Origin of the sequence: Pandoraea anapnoica (genome assembly GCF_902459765.1) — a bacterium.
GTDB classification, from domain to species: domain Bacteria; phylum Pseudomonadota; class Gammaproteobacteria; order Burkholderiales; family Burkholderiaceae; genus Pandoraea; species Pandoraea anapnoica.
This window is the reverse complement of record NZ_CABPSP010000002.1, coordinates 481,432-497,273: the sequence shown is the minus strand read 5'-3', so window position 1 is coordinate 497,273 and position 15,842 is coordinate 481,432. Positions and strand designations below refer to the sequence as shown.

The window sequence follows — 15,842 nt, the reverse complement described above, 5'->3', positions numbered from 1 at the left end:
CGATACGCTCGTTTTCCTCTCTTGCCGCTACGTCCCATCTCTTGATGGACACCGCTTCGCGAATCGCTCGTCTCGCAATGCTCAGTGCCGCGCTTGCGCTGTCGGCGTGCGCGAGCAAGCCCCCGAATGAACGCGAGACGGGGAGTGGCGGCGATTTCATTCGCTACAGCTCGCGTCAGATCAGCGTGGATCTGACGGAGAAGCAACGCGAGATGCTACGCTCGTTGCGTGATCATTGGTTTGTCGCACCGACAGCGGGGAAGGTGCTCGATGCCGTTGCCGCGACGCTCAAACAGCAGGGGTTCGATCCGGTGTCCGTCGACCGCGAGATGGCCGTCGTCGAAGCGGATCGTCACTCCGTGCTCGTGCCGCAATGGCGTCAGATTTTGCGTGGTGTGCTGAAGTCCAAAATCGGCGGCTTGCCTGCCAAACCGGATCATGAACGTATGGCGGCGATCATCGCCGTGCGTGCGGGAAACGGTGATGGTGGCGGCGGATGGTTAGTGCGTGTGCGGTTTGATCGCACCGTGTGGGACAGCAATGGGGATGCGCGAACGGAGACGGTGTTGATGCGCGAGACGTATGACGACTTCTTTGCCGACGTCGAGAAGTCGCTCAAAGGCGAGCTTAAGCCGAAGGCGTCGCTATCAACGCCAGCCCCCACCGCCGCATCGGCGGCGACGTCAACGCAATAGCGGACGGATGTGAGCCGCTCAGGCCTGCGCGTTTGCCACGGATGTCGCCGTGCCTTTGACATGCACGACCCAACGCAGATACATCAGCAATCCGATGGCGGCGACCGCGACGCTCGCGCTGTTGGCGGCCCAGAAGCCGGTGGCCCCGTGAAGCCAGGCGGGCGAGAGACCGCCGACGTCGAAGCCGAGCACGTATCCGCCGCCCAATCCCACGCCCCATAGCGACAGGGCGTAGATGACGGTCGGCACGACCGCAACTTTCCATGCGCGCAAGACGAAGACGGCGTTCACCTGAAGGGCGTCGAAGATGTGATAGAAGGCGACGATGGTCAGCAGCGGCGCGGTCACAGCGGCGACCAGCGGGTCCGACGTGTAGGCCGCGAGCACCAGCGGGCGGCCGAGCCACATCAGCAGGGCCACGAGCAATCCCAAGGTCCCGGCCAGCTCGACGCCACGCCGTCCGACCAATTGCGCGGCTTTGTAGTCGCGTGAGCCGATCGCCTGTGCGGTGAGGGTTGCCGTTGCGATGCCGATCGACATCGGCAGCATGTACATGAGCGCGCCGAGGTTCGCGGCGATCTGATGGCCCGCAAGCGTCACGTCGCCGAGTCGGGCGATGAAGATCGCCATGAACGAGTAGGCCGTGACTTCGATGAGGTAACTCAAGCCCATCGGCACGCCGAGTTTGAGCAGTGCGCGAATCGCTTGCCAGTGCGGCCAGCAGAACTTCGTGAAGACGCCGAATTCGCGCAGCTTCGGATGTCGCGCCATTAGCAGCAGTCCGAGCCCGCAGGACACCCAGTTGATGGCGGTCGTGGCGATGGCGCACCCGGTGCTGCCCAGCGCCGGGATGCCCAGTCGATCCACGCCGTAAATCAGCGCGAGATTCAGCGGCACCTTCAGCACCAGCCCGGTCACCTGAATCATCATGACGATGCGCGGCTGCGCCACGGCCGTCGACAGCGACGAGTACACTCGGAACAGCATCGCGGCCGGCAAGCCGTACGCGAGGATATGCAGATAGGCGGTCGCGCGTGCTTCGAGTTCGGGCGTCGCTTCGGAGAGTCGCAGGATGAATTGCGGATGCGACAGTACGAGGAAGCCGGGCACAGCGAGGAATAGGGCGAGCCAGAACGTCTGACGTACTTCCTCGCCGATGGCGATGCGCTCACCCGCGCCGTAAAGCTGCGCGGCGATGGGCGAGAGGGCGACGAGAATGCCCATCAGGCCGACGTACACGGTGATGTAGATCGAGCCGCCGAGCGCGAGCGACGCGAGGTCGAAGGCCGAGGCGCGGCCGACCATGGCGGTGTCCATCACCCCGAAAGCGATGACCGCCAACTGGCCGATCAGCACTGGCCATGCCAGCGCGGCAATGCGTTTGATGTCTTGCCACATGGTGTCGGGCGTGTCGGGCGATCAGCGCGGACGCGCCGCGCGACGCCACGGGCGCTCTTGCAGAACGTAAAGACGGAAGCGTTCGTCACGGTCGGCCGCACGACGGCCTTCCCACAGTTGACGCCACTCATAGGGTGCGAGCGAGAGCGGTTCGCTGTAGTCCTGCGAATCCTGACGCAGCAGCACGTCGCAGTCGTCGTCGGCCGAACCGAAGCGCATCTTGCCGAAGTAGGCGAACGACGCGAGCTGGGCATCGCCCACCCGTGCTGTGCGAATGCAGGTGTAGTCCGCCGGCAGATGGGACGCAATCTGCGCTGCCACGTCGCGATACGTTCTGCCATAGTTGACGACCGGCAGCCAGAGCGTCATGAGCAACACCCACATCAGTGTCGTGCCGCCGGAGGACAGCACCACGCTGCGCCACAGCACCTTCGGACTGCGCGACACGCGCCATGCCACCAGCGCCACCCAGGCACCCGTGACAATCAGCGCACTGATCAGCGTGATCCAGCTGAATTCCGGGTTGAAACCGGGCACCAGGCGTCGCAGGTTGCGTGCCGTCGACGCCGGGAAGCCGGTAATACCTGCGAGCCAGACGATCCATACGAAGCCGGCCAGCACGGTAAACGACAACACGGCGAACCAGTCGATGGCGTTGACGGTGCCGCGTTTGAGCGTCGGCAGACCGAAGGCGGCGATGATCGAGAGTGCTGGCAGGGCCAGCATGAAGAGCTGGTTGCCCTGATGCGCTTGCAGCACGATCAGCACGAGGATCGTGATGGCGAAGACGAGAGAGATCGCAATGTGCGGGGCGCGTCGCATGCCGCGCCAGGAATACAGTGACCACGCAGCGAGCGGCCAGGCAGGCCACGCGAACAGCGCCAGGTTCTTGGCGATGTAGCTCAACGAGGCGATCGTGGGACCGCTGAAAGCGTCCGTCCCGATATCGGCCCACTCACCGAGCCAGCGGCGCGCACCGTCGGCGAATTTGAGGGCTGCGAGGGGCCACGTGCAGGCGATGAGCAGCGTAATCGGGGTGGAGACGAGCAACAGCATGCGCAGCGGAAGCGCACGACACGCCACGGCCGCGATCATGCCTGCGAGCCACAGCGAGAGTGTCATCAGCGGGGACGACGCCAGCGCCATCCCGCCAAGTGCCAGACCGAACCACACCGCACCCTGACGCGGCTTGTCCAGACTGCGCACGAGGCCGTAGATCGCCATCGAGATCAGCGTGAGCTGCCCGACGGTCGCGGTCGTTTCGTGACCGCGTTCGGCCAGACCGAAGCACGCCAGCAGAATCAGCAACGCGCCATCGGCGAGTGTGCGGCCGTAGTCGCGCGGTTCCGGCTCACCGCCGAAAGCGTATTTGAACGGTTGCACTTCCGGGCGGCGGCCCAGCAGATAGGTGCCGTACCAGATGAACGTGCAGGTGGCGTAGAAGCAAAGGCCCGTGACGATGCGAGCGGCGTCGGGCGCATCGAGCCACGAGAAGGCGCGAATGGAGAGTGCACCGAGCCACGAGACCAGCGGGCCGTTGTCGTAAATCGGTTTGCCGGCGATGTTCGGCAACAGCCAGTCGGACAGGTGACCGTGCGCCATCGTCCACATGATGCCGAAGCCGGCGGCGTCTTCGTTTTTCCACGGATCGCGACCGAACAACCCCGCCAGCACATAGATGACGCAAATGGCGATCAACAGCGAACGCGGTAGCGCGCTGGTGGCGGAGGCGGTGATGCGAACTCGTTTCATAGGCGATACGACAGGATCGGCAGGGCAGCCGGATCGGAAAGACAGAGGGGCTGAGCCGGAACTGGCTCGGGGGCGAAGCTCGGGGTAAAACCGTGACCAACGCTCAGGGCAGACTTAAGGGAAAACGTGCGGTTCCCTGGAAAGCCGACAGTATGACAGTAACCGACGACTTGGCGCAGCGCAGACCCAAGAAAAAAGGGCAGCCTGAGCTGCCCCTTTCCAATGCTTTTCACAACGTCGGGATCTTGTCCCTGATGCGTCGACCGGCAAACGTCTGTCCGGCCCCGCATCGCGTTGTACGGCGCGTTGTCGGTGAAACTTACGCTGCCTTGCCGCCGGCACGAGCGCCGAACTTCTTGCGGAACTTATCCACGCGACCTTCAGCATCCATGATGCGCGTTTCGCCGGTGTAGAAGTTGTGCGATGCCGACGACGTATCCAGCTTCACGAGCGGGTACTCTTTGCCGTTGAACTCGGCCGTTTCCTTCGTGTTGATCGTCGAACGCGAGACGAACTGGAAGTCGACGCCCGGCGTCATGTCGCGGAACAGGACTTCGCGGTAATTCGGGTGAATGCCTTCTTTCATGGTGCACCTTGAGTTAAGTCGGTAGCCAGTCTGCGCGAGCCCCTTGCCCGCTAACGCTATCGCCGTCGTTCAAACCCTGAGGTCTTGATGACGGGAAACGCGCCAACCACTTTCCGGATTTGGAAAACGCGCATTATGCCATGAAAACAACAACTTTCGCAAAGTTTTCATAGGGTTGCGGCGGGTTCGTCCGGCGGGGCGGCGGGATCTTGCAGAAAATAGCGCGAAAGGAGTGCGTACAGAGCCGGATACTCGCGCTTGAAGGCCTCGGGGGCGACGAAGAACGCCTCTGCGCAGACGGCGAAGAATTCCGACTCGTGTTCCGTCGCGTAGGGATCGAGCAGGGACGTCGAGGCGAAGGCGTCCCAATGCTCGTCGGGCACGTTCGCCACGTGGTGGCAGAACTCCTCGTACGCCGGGTCGAACACATCGCACCATGCCTCGCAGGTCAGGTCGCCATGAAGACGGCGCAGCATGGGCGGCACGCCGTCCGCTTCTCCGCTTTCCATATCGATCTTGTGGACGAACTCGTGAATCACGACGTTGTAAGCCAGCACGTCGCTTGCCTGGACGTCCTGCCACGACAGCACCACCGGGCCGCCTTCCCATGCTTCGCCGCTGGCTTCCTGTTCGACGTCGTGCACGACACCTGCTTCATCCTGAACCGTCTTGCGAATCAGGAATTCGCCGGGATAGAGCACAATGCCGGTCCATCCGCGATACAACGCTGGCGGTAGATGCAGAATCGGAAGGCAGGCCTGCGCGGCGACCGAGACGCACATCGCCTGGGTCAGCGGCAGGTCGTGTGCCGTCGAGAAATGCTTGCTGGCCAGAAAGTCGGCCGCCAGCGAGCGGAGCTTTTCAAGATCGGCGGCGCTGCGTCGGGAAAGAAACGGCAAGGCGCTGACGACCTCGTGCCAGACGTCGTCTTCAATGGACGCGGATTGCTGGGAAAGTCCGAGGCGGGCGAACAGGGTCTTGAGCATGACGGGCGTGGCCGGGCGTTGGTGCCGCTGCGACCGATTCATATGATGGATCGCAGTGTGCGACGCAGCCGCGCGAAGAGCAATGACGCAACGATTCTAATTTAGCTGCTTCTGAATTGCCGCAAAAATCGCACCGCACAACGCCACGATGGCAATGAAATGAAAGCCGTCGATGAACGAGAGAAACGAGGCCTGCCGCTCGATCATCCGGGCAATCTGTGCGAGCGCCGCACCCTGTGCCTGCGAAGCGGCAACGCCGGCATGCGTGAGCGCGTTCGCAAGCGATTCCAGGGTCTGCGTGAAGATCGGATTGTAAGGATTGGCCACTTCTGTGAGCCGGGTGCGATGCAGGGCTTCTCGGTGCTGCTCGAACGCGACGATGGTGGAGACGGCGAACGAGCCGGAGAGCTGCCGGAGAATGTTCTTGAGACGATATCCGTGAACGAAACTCTCGTGATCGAAGGTACGGAACGTGAGGTTTGCCACCGGCAGCACGGTGAAGATGCCGAACACGGCCTTGAGCGCGAGCACCCCGTAAAGCTGTGACTGCCCGGCGTCCGGTGGCATCGCGCCTAGCCACATGCTGGTGGCGATCGTCATCAGAAAGCCGCTCACGATCAGAAGCTTCTTGTTCGTGATGAACTTCGCCACGCGGAAGTAGGCGAGTAGCAGGATGACGGTGAGTAGCGCGGAGTAGCCAAGCAGTTGCCCGGTGCGCTCGACCGTGAAGCCGAACCCCTGCTCCAGCAACCGTGGCATCAGATAGCTCTGCGTGTTCGCCAGATAGTAGTAAGCCGCGTAGAGCAGGAGTCCGACCTGGAACTCACGTCGACGTAACGGCTGCAAGCGGATGAACGGCTCAGGATGCTGCCATTGGTGATAGCCGAACCACACCAGCGCGCCCACGCCCACGACGGTGAGCAACGGCAACACGGGCGTTTGCAGCCACAGCGTGTAACGCATCTCCTGGAGCACGACCTGAAATGCACCCATCGCAAGGGCAAAGGCCATGAACGGCGCGAACGGATAGCTGCCGCCACTGGCGCGGTCGCGCAGGCGGCCGACGTCCGGGATGGCGAACCATGCAAGACCGGCGAGCAGCACGGCTGGTGGCGCGGTGCACAGGAAGAGCGTGCGCCAGGTGTATTCGGAGACCAGCAGGCCGCCGATGAGTGGTGCCGCCGCCGAGCCGGTGAACAGCAACAGGGCGAAGGTCTGGACCGTTTTGCCGCGACGCTCGGCAGGCACGCTCACTTGCGCGAGGATCCGGCATGAGCTCATCCAACTGCCAGCGCAGAAGCCCTGACACGCTCGTGCGATCACGAGTTGCGTGACGCTTTCGCTGGTGCCAGCGAGCACGGCGCCGCACGCGTAGAGCAGAAGTGAGGCCGTCAGATAACGGCGGTAGCCGATGCGCTCGACGAACCACTGTTGTTTAAGAATGGCGAGCACCGAGGCAATGCCGTACGCCGTCGTCATCCAGACGAATTCTTTAGGGGACGCATCGACGCCGCCGGACACGTAGACGGCGAAATATACGAGGAGTGCGTTCTCGAAGAACTCCAGCCCAGGGATCAGGCCGAGGGCATAACGATAGGCCTCGACGCGTATGGGGCGCAGCGGGTCCGCGCCACCGGTGTTGCCCGGAGACGGGGGGCTTGGCGGTGCGGTGGACGAGGTCGGAGGCACGGCGGGAGGCATGATCGGACCTAGTTCGACGAGGACGTCTTGCGCACTTTTGCGGCGCGCTCGGCCAGTAAGTCGTCGGCCGGTACGCCCTGAAGGCGTTGTTCGATGTAGCGAAGGTCGTGACGAATCTGGGCTTCCAACGTCTCGGCATCGCGCAATTCGCGACGCACCTGCGCGGTGCGCTCGCGCAGCGTGTCGAGTTGCGACGTAAGTGCGTCTCGCACGACTTGCAGGTCTTCTTCGTTCATGCGCGATTTGCCTGCTTCGACCATTCGACGTGGCCGCTTGAGCATTTCGGTAATCGCGGCAATCGAGAAGCCAAGCGAGCGCATGCGCAGAATGCGGCCGAACGTTTCGAGATCGGCGGGCGTGTACATGCGATAGCGTCCGCCGCTGCGGGCGGGGACGACCAGGTTCAGCTCCTCGTAATACTTCAAGGTGCGCGCCGTGACGCCGAGCGTGGCAGCCGCCTGACCGACGGTCAGCAGCGATGCATCGTCCGGTGAGGTGCCGCCGGAAGGGGGGCTTGAGAGATCTGCGGGCATGAACGTGCCTCCGATCGAATGATGGGCGGAATCTTAGCACAACCTATACGTGAACGTACAGGTTTGAGTATGGCGCGTCGTTGAGGACGTCCGAGCGGAAATGGCAATCGGCCCGGAGAGCGTGGGCGTCTGAGACGTCGCTGCTCGCCGGGCCGATCGGAGGAGGGGAGGAGGGAAATTAGCGCGCTGCCAGATTGGGCGCCGTTTCCCAGCGAATCGCGCGGACGCCGGTGGTGTCGCCGAGCGTCGAGACAAGATGTACGAGCGCGGCGCGACCACTGCGGTCGCAGCGCAACACGTAGTCGAGCTCCAGCAGGTAGCCGCCCGAGCGGGCGATGCGGGTCGCCGTTTCCGGCGAGATGCGTTGCGCGCGAAGGGCGTTGCGCACCGTGGCGTCGATGGTGTCCGCCCGGGACGCCAGCGTCAGCACGACGAGGCGGTACTGAGGCGACGGGTGCGACGCGGTGGCATGAGGCGTCGGCGTGGCATTCGATGTGGCAGACGCCGGTGCGAGGCGAGTGCGAGCACGATCGAGCAGCGACGGGATAAGCATTTGCAGCGTCATGGTGTCCTCCTGATTCAAGGGCCTGAGACGGCGGATGCCGGGGCTTGGCGATGAATCGTGTACGGGCGACGGCCGCTTCCGAGCCATAGACAAGCGCGGGAGGCGGACGTATCACGTCACGCGATACATGAATTCGACGCAAGCGTCGGCAGGCTTGATTGCGCCTGGGTTGACCGACGATGTCATGTCGGTCGCGTGGCGGCGCTAAGAAGCGTGCCTTGTTCCGAATGACGCGACGTCATCCGTCAAACAAACGCTGAACTGCGGTGATAGGTGCGGGAAATCTGAATCGCTTGCCGAAGTCTCGGATGACGCTGACGTCATCGGGATTCGGTGCGATCGATGCACTACCGCTGCGGCATTGAGACCGGCAGCGGCAGTCGGGGACGACTGCGGGTTACCGGGCCAACGCCTCGCCGGTCATTGCCGACGCTTGCGCGCTACTAGAGCAACTGCCCACGGAAAACTCCGTCGTAATTGGAAAGCAGTCATTCTAGGGATTTGGCGCGCGCCTGTAAAGAAAATGGCGGGATTTCGCGGCGTTTTGTCGCGAAATTGACGACATTTCTTCAAAAAATGGCGATTTTTTAATGCGTGGCCGTTGAGTGCATCGAGTGCGTCGATGGCCTGCCGCGATGTCCTGATCGGGCTCAGTCGGGCAGCACTTTGCCGGGATTCATCAGCCCGAGCGGATCGAACGCCGACTTGAGCGCGCGCATCAGCGCGATTTCCACGGGCGATTTGTAATGGGCGGACGCGTCGCGCTTGAACTGCCCAAGGCCATGCTCGGCGCTGATCGTGCCGCGATGCGCATGCACGCTGTCGTGGACGGCGGCGGTGACGGGTGTTTGATATTGCTTGAGGAAGGAGGCCGGGTCGATGCCGTCCGGCGCCATTACGTTGTAGTGCAGATTCCCGTCGCCGAGGTGGCCGAACGTCACCATTCGCGCACCGGGCGCAATGCGCTGCACGATGGGATCGGTCGCCGCGATGAACGCGGGCACTTGCGAGACGGGCACAGCGATGTCGTGCTTGATGTTGAGGCCTGTAGCCGATTGCGCCAGGGGAATGCTCTCGCGCAGATGCCAGAGCGCGTTCGACTGAGCGAGGCTGCTGGCAACGATGGCGTCGCGCACGATGCCGCGCTCGATGGCGGCATTCAACACCCGTTCCAGCAGGTCGCGCGCGTGCGCCTCGCTCTCGTTGTCGGAGAGTTCAAGCAGTACCGACTGCGCATAGGGTTGGGCGAACGGATAACGTTGCGACGTGAAGACCTGCGCGACCAGTTGCAGGCAGAAATCGGACATCAGTTCGAAGCCTGTGAGTAACGGCCCAGCCATGCGCTGTGCAAGATTCAGCAAAGCGAGGGCCTCGGCGGGGCTGTCGAGCGCGGCGAGCGCCGTCATGCGCGCGGCGGGTTGCGCGAAGAGCTTGAGCGTCGCCGCCGTGATCAGGCCGAGCGTGCCTTCCGCGCCGATGAACAGATCGCGCAGATCGTATCCGGTGTTGTCCTTGCGCAGGCCGCGCAGGCCGTCCCACACCTCGCCCTGCGGCGTAACGACTTCAAGACCGAGACACAACTCGCGTGCGTTGCCGTATCGCAGCACCGCCGTGCCGCCCGCGTTCGTCGCCAGATTGCCACCGATAGTGCAACTACCTTCTGCCGCGAGGCTCAGCGGAAACAGGCGCTCGGCTGCGGCCGCAGCGGCCTGCACACTGGCGAGGAGGCACCCGGCTTCGGCGGTGATCGTCAGGTTATCGGCATCCACCTGACGGATGCGATCGAGGCGTCGCAGACTGATCACGACCTGACGCCCGCTGGTGTCGGGCGTCGCGCCACCGGCGAGGCCGGTGTTGCCCCCTTGCGGCACCATCGGCACGCCATGTGCGACACACAGACGCACAAGCGCGGCGGTCTGCGCGGCGTCGGCGGGACGCAGGACGGCGAGCGCGTTGCCGATGTACCGTTTGCGCTGGTCGGTGAGGTAGGTACCGGTGTCGGCGCGCTCGGTCAGCACTTGATCGCGACCCAGCAGGTCGCGGCAGGCAGTGAGGAATTCGGCTTGATTCATGGGGTGAAGGCGGGGCGAAGGCGAGAGGCGGGGGCGGGAAGGCGTGGAGGGCGTCGCCTCAAGGGGAAGTGCAGCGCGCTAGCGCGCTGCCGCCGCCCGGGCTTTCGCGGCGCGCTTGAAGGGGCGCAGATACAAGACGGTCGCGAAGAAAAAGACCAGCGATAGCACCGTCTCGATCCAGCCAAGCGTAGCGGAAGGGCCGGTATCGCTCATGCCACGCACCACGCCTTCTGCGAGGAATAGCAGGATGAACATGCTTGACCACTGAAGCGTATACAAATTGCCGCGCAATACGCCGCGCAGCGGCAGGAGCAAAAGCAACGCCTTGAGCACCAGCCACGAACCGCCCGGACGCAGCGGTGCCAGCCACAACTCCCAGGTCACCGACAACGCGATCAGCGCCAGCAAGCTGGCGATGCTGACCCGCCGTAACCCCTGAGCGTGTCCCGGCGTGGGCGCCCTACGTACATCGACATGTGGGGCATCGTCGCGCGGGAGGTCGTGCTGACGGTCGGGCGGTGTGGCAGTCATGGGCTTATCTCGTGGCCTGTACTACTGCGTGAAGTGTTCATTCTGCCAGCTTGCAGGCCGCGCGTGCGAGTCTTGCACCGAGTGCCGAGGCCAACTGACGTTCGTCCGTCGAGAGCGGGTTGCCGTCGTGTGCGAAGTGTGTCGCGCCGTAAGGGGAGCCGCCGGTGCGCGTGCTCGAAAGCGCAGGTTCGGTGTATGGGAGCCCCATGAGCAGCATGCCGTGGTGCAGCAACGGAATCATCATCGACAACAACGTGCTTTCCTGGCCGCCGTGGAGGCTGGCGCTGGAGGTGAATACGCATGCGGGTTTGCCAGCGAGCGCGCCTGACAACCACTGGGGCGTGGTGCCGTCGAGAAAGTACTTCAGCGCGCCGGCCATGTTGCCAAAGCGGGTCGGCGAGCCGAGCGCGAGACCCGCGCACTCTTCCAGATCGCGTAATTCGACGTACGGCGGGCCGCTGTCCGGGATGTCTGGAGCGCTAGCTTCGCATACCGTCGACACGGCGGGCACGGTGCGCACGCGGGCCTGGGCGCCGGGTACGCTGTCGATCCCGGCAGCAATGCATTGGGCGAGTTGTGCGGTCGTGCCGTGACGGCTGTAGTACAAGACGAGGATTTCAGTCATTGATGCGAGTGAGCGAAGGGTCGAATGCGAGCAGGTAGACCGGAATCGCGGGCTTTCCATCTTTCAGAGCAAGCTGGCGACGCCACCAAAGCCTCGCGTCCTGAGTGAAAAGCCTGCGAAAAGTGCGGGTATTATAGGGCGTTCCTGGTGGCGTGATCGCATGGTGGGGTGGGTGCGGCGGATGGCGTTCGACCTGCCGCCGTCGCCAGATTTTTGTCACGCTGCGGTACCTGCGTCGTGTGTGTAGTGGTTTCGTGGTGTCTGCGTATTACCTGGTAAGGAGCCCGATTTGTTCAAACTGTCCCGCATTAACTGGAATAACGTTCGCCAACTGCTGAGGTACGCGCTCGCACGAGCACAGGACGACCGGATTCCCCAAGTGGCGGGCAGTCTGACGTTCACCTCAATTCTGTCGATCGTGCCGTTGTTCGCCGTGACATTCGCCTTGTTCACGGCCTTCCCGATTTTCAATTCGTTTCGCGACGCGCTCCAGGGCTTTCTGCTCGAACACTTGATGCCGGAGAGCGTCAACGCACAGATATTCAATTACCTCAATCAGTTCGCCTCGAAAGCGAAGAGCCTGACGGCGTTCGGTCTGATCGGCTTGCTCTTCACCTCCGTGCTGACGTTGATGACGATCGAGTCCGCGTTCAACGTCATCTGGCGGGTGCCGCGTCCGCGTCCACTGGCCCAGCGTCTGCTCATTTACTGGAGCCTGCTGACGCTCGGGCCTTTGCTGTTCGGTGTGAGTCTGTCGATCAGTTCTTACGTCTTCACGCAATCGATGTCGCTGGTGAGCACCTTGCCACCCGCCGTGGCGTCGCTGCTCAGTCTGATTCCGCTGGCGCTCACGAGCGTGGCGTTCATGCTGATGTACGTCTATATGCCGAACTGCAAGGTCGACTGGCGCGACGCGCTGGTGGGCGGCGTGGTGGCGGCGCTGGCGTTCGATCTGACCAAGCGTGGCTTCGGCATGTACATCCGGCAGTTCCCGACCTACACGGCGGTGTACGGTGCCTTCGCTGCCGTGCCGATCTTCCTGCTCTGGATCTACCTGTCGTGGCTCGTCGCGCTGGTCGGGGCGACGATCACATCGGTCCTCCCCTCGCTGCGCCTTGGACATTTCCAGTATCCGCGCTTCCCCGGCAGCGATTTGCTCGACGGCCTGACACTCATCCATCTGCTCAATCAGGATCGTGAAGCCGGTGGCGGCGGTTACACGACGCAGCAACTGGCGCGCACCATGCGCACGGGCCTCGAACACGCTAACGAGCTGTTGTGCCGCCTCGAACGCATGGGCTGGGTCGGACGCATGACCATGCAACCCCCCGCCGAGCGCTGGCTGCTGCTTGCGAACCCACGGACGACGACCCTGTCGCCGCTCGTCGCCCAACTGGCGCTTAACGTCGACGAACTGGCCCGGCAGATGGAGCGTCATGCGCTGGACGGTGCGCACGTGGCCGACATCCTGCGCGAGGGGAAGTGGGACGTACCGCTTGCAGACGCGCTGCCGCGTGACCCGTCGTCGCCAGATGCGGACGCGCCGGACGAACAGGATGTATCTGACGAAGGCGAGGCGCGTGCCGGCACCCGCCATGGGACCGAAATGCCTTCGACGCCGGATGTCCGGCATTGGACCCCCGCGTCGGGCAAGCGCTAAAGCTTGATGCGGCCGACACAGATGTCGCGGAACATCACCCAGTCGCCCATCAGGCTGTAGACGGGATGCCGAAATGTGGCGGGCCGGTTCTTCTCGAAAAAGAAATGCCCGACCCACGCGAACGCATAACCGCAGACAACTGCCGCAAGCAGCCACCACGCGTTGCCCGTCACAGCGAACGTCACCAAAAAAGCGATCACACCCCACGAGCCGACGAAGTGAAGTCGGCGGCACGTGGCATTCCTGTGTTCACCGAGATAGAACGGGTAAAAGTCCGCGAACCGGTCGAACGTTCGTGATGCCGGTGCGGGGTCATGGCCCTCGGTCATGGCAAGCCTCCTTGTCCTGGTTGGCGAAAGTGACGCCTTCGCTTCATACATCCCGGATACACATTTCGATCGTGCTGTGTCGTCCTGCAAGCCTGCAGCCCGACCGGGTCAGTCTCGCAAGAATCGTCTGAGCGCATCGAGCAGTGCATCCGGCTGTTCTGTCATGATGGCGTGGCCGGCGTCGACGAGTTCCACCGTGACCGGCGCGCCGTTGTCTCGCAAGGCATCGAGCAGGGCGTGCGCGGCGCGCGGCGGTGTCATCTGGTCGCGCTGTCCGAGCACGGCCAGCACCGGACACTTAATTCGCGTGGCGGCGTCCATGCCCTGATCGTAGCCGTTGCAGGCCTCGAAATCCGTAAGAAACACTTTGGCCGGATTCCGTTGTGCGACGCGCTCCATCAACCGCTGATTGCCGCCCCATGTCCAGAACCCGGGGCCCGGCGCGGACGGTTTGGCCGCGAGCGTGCTATGCGACCACGCATTGACCAGTGCGATGGCCTCGGATTCGCGCTCGGCGGCGGCGCTGAGCAATGTATCGGCGACCTTCATCGGATAGGCTGTGCCCACCAGCGCGATGCGCGAGACGCGTGCTGGATGGCGTGCCGCCGCGTCCAGTGCGATCAGGGACCCCATGCTGTGGCCCACCCATGTTGCGCGCTCGACACCCGCCGCGTCGAGCACTGCGATCACGCAATCCGCCATCTCACCGATGGTCTTTAGCGGTGCACCGGTGCTGCGATGATGCCCCGGCAGATCGAGTGCGAGCACGTTCATGCCGTGATGCGCGAGATACCGACTCTGCAACCCCCAGACACTGTGATCGTGCTGTGCCCCGTGTAGGAAGACCACAGTCGGCTGTGTCGTTTGGATCGGCTTGCCCGCGGTGTAGGCGTAGACCCTATTGTCGGCAATGTCGAAATTCATCGTGCCTGCCCCTTCGAAGACGATTTCACCGCCGCCTTGAGGCCGCGCTTGAGGTCCTGGATCAGATCGTCGGCGTCTTCCAGGCCGATGGACAGGCGTACCGTGCCTTCCCTGATGCCGGCAGCGGCGAGGGCGGCGGCATCCATGCGGAAGTGCGTGGTGGACGCGGGATGAATCACCAGCGAGCGTGCGTCGCCCACGTTCGCGAGGTGAGAGAACAACTGCAACGCTTCAATGAATCGCCGACCCGCTTCTCGGTCTCCGTTCAGGTTGAAACTGAACACGGCACCGGCACCGCGCGGGAGTAACCGTTTCGCCAGTGCGTAATCGGGGTGCGACGGCAACTCGGGGTAGGCGACGCTCTCGATCGCTTCGTGACCCGCGAGGAATTCGACGACCTTGCGCGCATTTTCGACATGGCGCGCCATGCGTAACGGAAGCGTTTCGATCCCCTGAAGCAATTGCCAGGCGGCCTGAGGGTGAAGGCATGCGCCGAAATCGCGCAACCCTTCGCGTCGTGCGCGCAGCAGGAACGGTGCGACCGAGCTTTCCTCCGCGAAGACCATGCCATGGAAGCCGTCATAGGGCTCGGTGAACTCGGGAAATTTGCCGCTTTTCTCGAAATCGAACGTGCCGCCATCGATCAGCACGCCACCGATGGTCGTACCGTGGCCGCCGAGGAATTTGGTCGCCGAGTGATAAACGAGGTCCGCACCGTGCTCGAAGGGCTGGATGAGCCACGGCGTCGTGAATGTGCTGTCGACGAGCAGCGGTACACCCGCGTCGTGTGCGATGCCTGCGACCTGTGCGATGTCGAGCACATCGAGGCCGGGGTTCCCCAGCGTCTCGCCGAAAAACAGGCGCGTCTCGGGGCGAACGGCTGCCCGCCATCCCGCCAGATCACCGGGGCGAACGAACGTCGTTTCGATGCCGAACCGGCGCAACGTGTAATGCAGCAGATTGTGCGAACCGCCGTAGAGCGCGCTTGACGCCACGATATGCGAACCGGCCCCCATCAGTGTCGCGATGGCCAGATGCAGCGCGGCTTGTCCGCTCGCCGTTGCAATCGCGCCGACGCCGTTCTCCAGCGCTGCCATGCGTTCTTCGAAGACCGCGTTCGTCGGATTCGAAATCCGGGAGTACACATGCCCGGCACGCTCCATGTTGAATAGGGCGGCCGCCTGATCGGCATCGGAGAACACAAATGAAGTGGTCTGGTAGATCGGTGTAGCACGCGCCCCCGTGGCGGGATCGGGGGCCGCGCCGGCGTGCAGGGCAAGCGTATCGAAGTGCGGGACTGACATGTCGTGGATGGCCTCGCAGGTGATGTGACGTGAACTTTACGTATACGGCAATCCTAGCACCACCTTCGTGCGCTCCGGCGGGCATTCCGGCGGTGATCAGGGAAATTGCGGTGTTGTCTTATGTCAGGGGTAAGGTGTTGTCTGAGACGAGAGGTAGAATCGGCTGAAAACCCGCGCCATA

At 63.3% G+C, this 15,842-nt stretch carries 15 protein-coding genes; 2 read left to right on the top strand and 13 right to left on the bottom strand.

Going from position 1 to position 15,842, the window contains the following annotated elements:
- Positions 1 to 44: 44 nt before the first annotated feature.
- Positions 45 to 695, top strand: coding sequence for a hypothetical protein (locus tag PAN31117_RS05310; protein WP_174990835.1), 651 nt, complete (start codon positions 45 to 47; stop codon positions 693 to 695).
- An 18-nt stretch (positions 696 to 713) separates the two neighbouring features.
- Here the strand turns inward: PAN31117_RS05310 and PAN31117_RS05305 are convergent, their stop codons facing one another.
- The 10 genes from PAN31117_RS05305 to wrbA all read right to left on the bottom strand — a co-directional run bounded on the left by PAN31117_RS05305 (position 714) and on the right by wrbA (position 11,444).
- The gene (locus PAN31117_RS05305; protein WP_150737269.1) at positions 714 to 2,093 is read right to left on the bottom strand and encodes an MATE family efflux transporter; all 1,380 of its coding nucleotides are present in this window, start codon (positions 2,091 to 2,093) and stop codon (positions 714 to 716) included.
- A 21-nt stretch (positions 2,094 to 2,114) separates the two neighbouring features.
- Positions 2,115 to 3,845, bottom strand: coding sequence for an ArnT family glycosyltransferase (locus PAN31117_RS05300; RefSeq protein WP_150737268.1), 1,731 nt, complete (start codon positions 3,843 to 3,845; stop codon positions 2,115 to 2,117).
- 319 nt (positions 3,846 to 4,164) lie between these two features.
- Positions 4,165 to 4,431, bottom strand: a complete 267-nt coding sequence (locus PAN31117_RS05295; RefSeq protein WP_039397661.1) for a type B 50S ribosomal protein L31 — start codon at positions 4,429 to 4,431, stop codon at positions 4,165 to 4,167.
- 167 nt (positions 4,432 to 4,598) lie between these two features.
- Positions 4,599 to 5,417: a M90 family metallopeptidase gene (locus tag PAN31117_RS05290; protein ID WP_150737267.1), complete on the bottom strand. Its 819-nt coding sequence runs from the start codon at positions 5,415 to 5,417 to the stop codon at positions 4,599 to 4,601.
- Positions 5,418 to 5,513: 96 nt separating this feature from the next.
- A complete protein-coding gene (locus PAN31117_RS05285; RefSeq protein ID WP_150737266.1) occupies positions 5,514 to 7,118 on the bottom strand; it encodes an MFS transporter in 1,605 nt (534 codons plus the stop codon).
- Positions 7,119 to 7,126: 8 nt separating this feature from the next.
- Entirely contained in the window at positions 7,127 to 7,651 is a 525-nt protein-coding gene (locus tag PAN31117_RS05280; RefSeq protein ID WP_150737265.1) for a MerR family transcriptional regulator, read from the bottom strand.
- A gap of 178 nt (positions 7,652 to 7,829) precedes the next feature.
- A complete protein-coding gene (locus PAN31117_RS05275) occupies positions 7,830 to 8,216 on the bottom strand; it encodes a hypothetical protein (protein ID WP_150737264.1) in 387 nt (128 codons plus the stop codon).
- A gap of 650 nt (positions 8,217 to 8,866) precedes the next feature.
- Positions 8,867 to 10,288 (bottom strand): FAD-binding oxidoreductase, encoded by a 1,422-nt coding sequence (locus tag PAN31117_RS05270; RefSeq protein WP_150737263.1) that lies wholly within the window; start codon positions 10,286 to 10,288, stop codon positions 8,867 to 8,869.
- Positions 10,289 to 10,366: 78 nt separating this feature from the next.
- Complete coding sequence (locus tag PAN31117_RS05265; RefSeq protein ID WP_150737262.1) at positions 10,367 to 10,819, bottom strand: DUF2069 domain-containing protein; 453 nt, start codon at positions 10,817 to 10,819, stop codon at positions 10,367 to 10,369.
- A gap of 37 nt (positions 10,820 to 10,856) precedes the next feature.
- Positions 10,857 to 11,444, bottom strand: coding sequence for an NAD(P)H:quinone oxidoreductase (gene wrbA, locus PAN31117_RS05260; protein WP_150737261.1), 588 nt, complete (start codon positions 11,442 to 11,444; stop codon positions 10,857 to 10,859).
- A gap of 289 nt (positions 11,445 to 11,733) precedes the next feature.
- Here wrbA and PAN31117_RS05255 point away from each other — a divergent pair, with 289 nt between their 5' ends.
- Positions 11,734 to 13,104: a YihY family inner membrane protein gene (locus tag PAN31117_RS05255; RefSeq protein WP_150737260.1), complete on the top strand. Its 1,371-nt coding sequence runs from the start codon at positions 11,734 to 11,736 to the stop codon at positions 13,102 to 13,104.
- Here PAN31117_RS05255 and PAN31117_RS05250 read toward each other — a convergent pair.
- The 3 genes from PAN31117_RS05250 to PAN31117_RS05240 form a co-directional block, all read right to left on the bottom strand.
- A complete protein-coding gene (locus PAN31117_RS05250; RefSeq protein WP_150737259.1) occupies positions 13,101 to 13,433 on the bottom strand; it encodes an Mpo1-like protein in 333 nt (110 codons plus the stop codon). The genes PAN31117_RS05255 and PAN31117_RS05250 overlap by 4 nt on opposite strands.
- Positions 13,434 to 13,541: 108 nt before the next feature.
- Positions 13,542 to 14,357 carry an alpha/beta fold hydrolase gene (locus tag PAN31117_RS05245; protein ID WP_150737258.1) on the bottom strand — a complete coding sequence of 272 codons (816 nt, stop codon included), beginning with the start codon at positions 14,355 to 14,357 and terminating at the stop codon, positions 13,542 to 13,544.
- On the bottom strand, positions 14,354 to 15,661 hold the full coding sequence (locus tag PAN31117_RS05240; protein WP_150737257.1) for an O-acetylhomoserine aminocarboxypropyltransferase: 1,308 nt from the start codon (positions 15,659 to 15,661) through the stop codon (positions 14,354 to 14,356). The genes PAN31117_RS05245 and PAN31117_RS05240 overlap by 4 nt, the downstream gene beginning before the upstream one ends.
- Positions 15,662 to 15,842 lie beyond the last annotated feature (181 nt).

Bases quoted from the DNA above. Each gene is read 5' to 3' on its own strand.
- PAN31117_RS05270 (WP_150737263.1), bottom strand. From the start codon at position 10,288: ATGAATCAAGCCGAATTCCTCACTGCCTGCCGCGACCTGCTGGGTCGC.
- PAN31117_RS05295 (WP_039397661.1), bottom strand. From the start codon at position 4,431: ATGAAAGAAGGCATTCACCCGAATTACCGCGAAGTCCTGTTCCGCGAC.
- PAN31117_RS05250 (WP_150737259.1), bottom strand. From the start codon at position 13,433: ATGACCGAGGGCCATGACCCCGCACCGGCATCACGAACGTTCGACCGG.
- PAN31117_RS05285 (WP_150737266.1), bottom strand. From the start codon at position 7,118: ATGCCTCCCGCCGTGCCTCCGACCTCGTCCACCGCACCGCCAAGCCCC.
- PAN31117_RS05245 (WP_150737258.1), bottom strand. From the start codon at position 14,357: ATGAATTTCGACATTGCCGACAATAGGGTCTACGCCTACACCGCGGGC.
- PAN31117_RS05275 (WP_150737264.1), bottom strand. From the start codon at position 8,216: ATGACGCTGCAAATGCTTATCCCGTCGCTGCTCGATCGTGCTCGCACT.
- PAN31117_RS05310 (WP_174990835.1), top strand. From the start codon at position 45: ATGGACACCGCTTCGCGAATCGCTCGTCTCGCAATGCTCAGTGCCGCG.
- PAN31117_RS05280 (WP_150737265.1), bottom strand. From the start codon at position 7,651: ATGCCCGCAGATCTCTCAAGCCCCCCTTCCGGCGGCACCTCACCGGAC.
- wrbA (WP_150737261.1), bottom strand. From the start codon at position 11,444: ATGACTGAAATCCTCGTCTTGTACTACAGCCGTCACGGCACGACCGCA.
- PAN31117_RS05300 (WP_150737268.1), bottom strand. From the start codon at position 3,845: ATGAAACGAGTTCGCATCACCGCCTCCGCCACCAGCGCGCTACCGCGT.
- PAN31117_RS05305 (WP_150737269.1), bottom strand. From the start codon at position 2,093: ATGTGGCAAGACATCAAACGCATTGCCGCGCTGGCATGGCCAGTGCTG.
- PAN31117_RS05265 (WP_150737262.1), bottom strand. From the start codon at position 10,819: ATGACTGCCACACCGCCCGACCGTCAGCACGACCTCCCGCGCGACGAT.
- PAN31117_RS05290 (WP_150737267.1), bottom strand. From the start codon at position 5,417: ATGCTCAAGACCCTGTTCGCCCGCCTCGGACTTTCCCAGCAATCCGCG.
- PAN31117_RS05240 (WP_150737257.1), bottom strand. From the start codon at position 15,661: ATGTCAGTCCCGCACTTCGATACGCTTGCCCTGCACGCCGGCGCGGCC.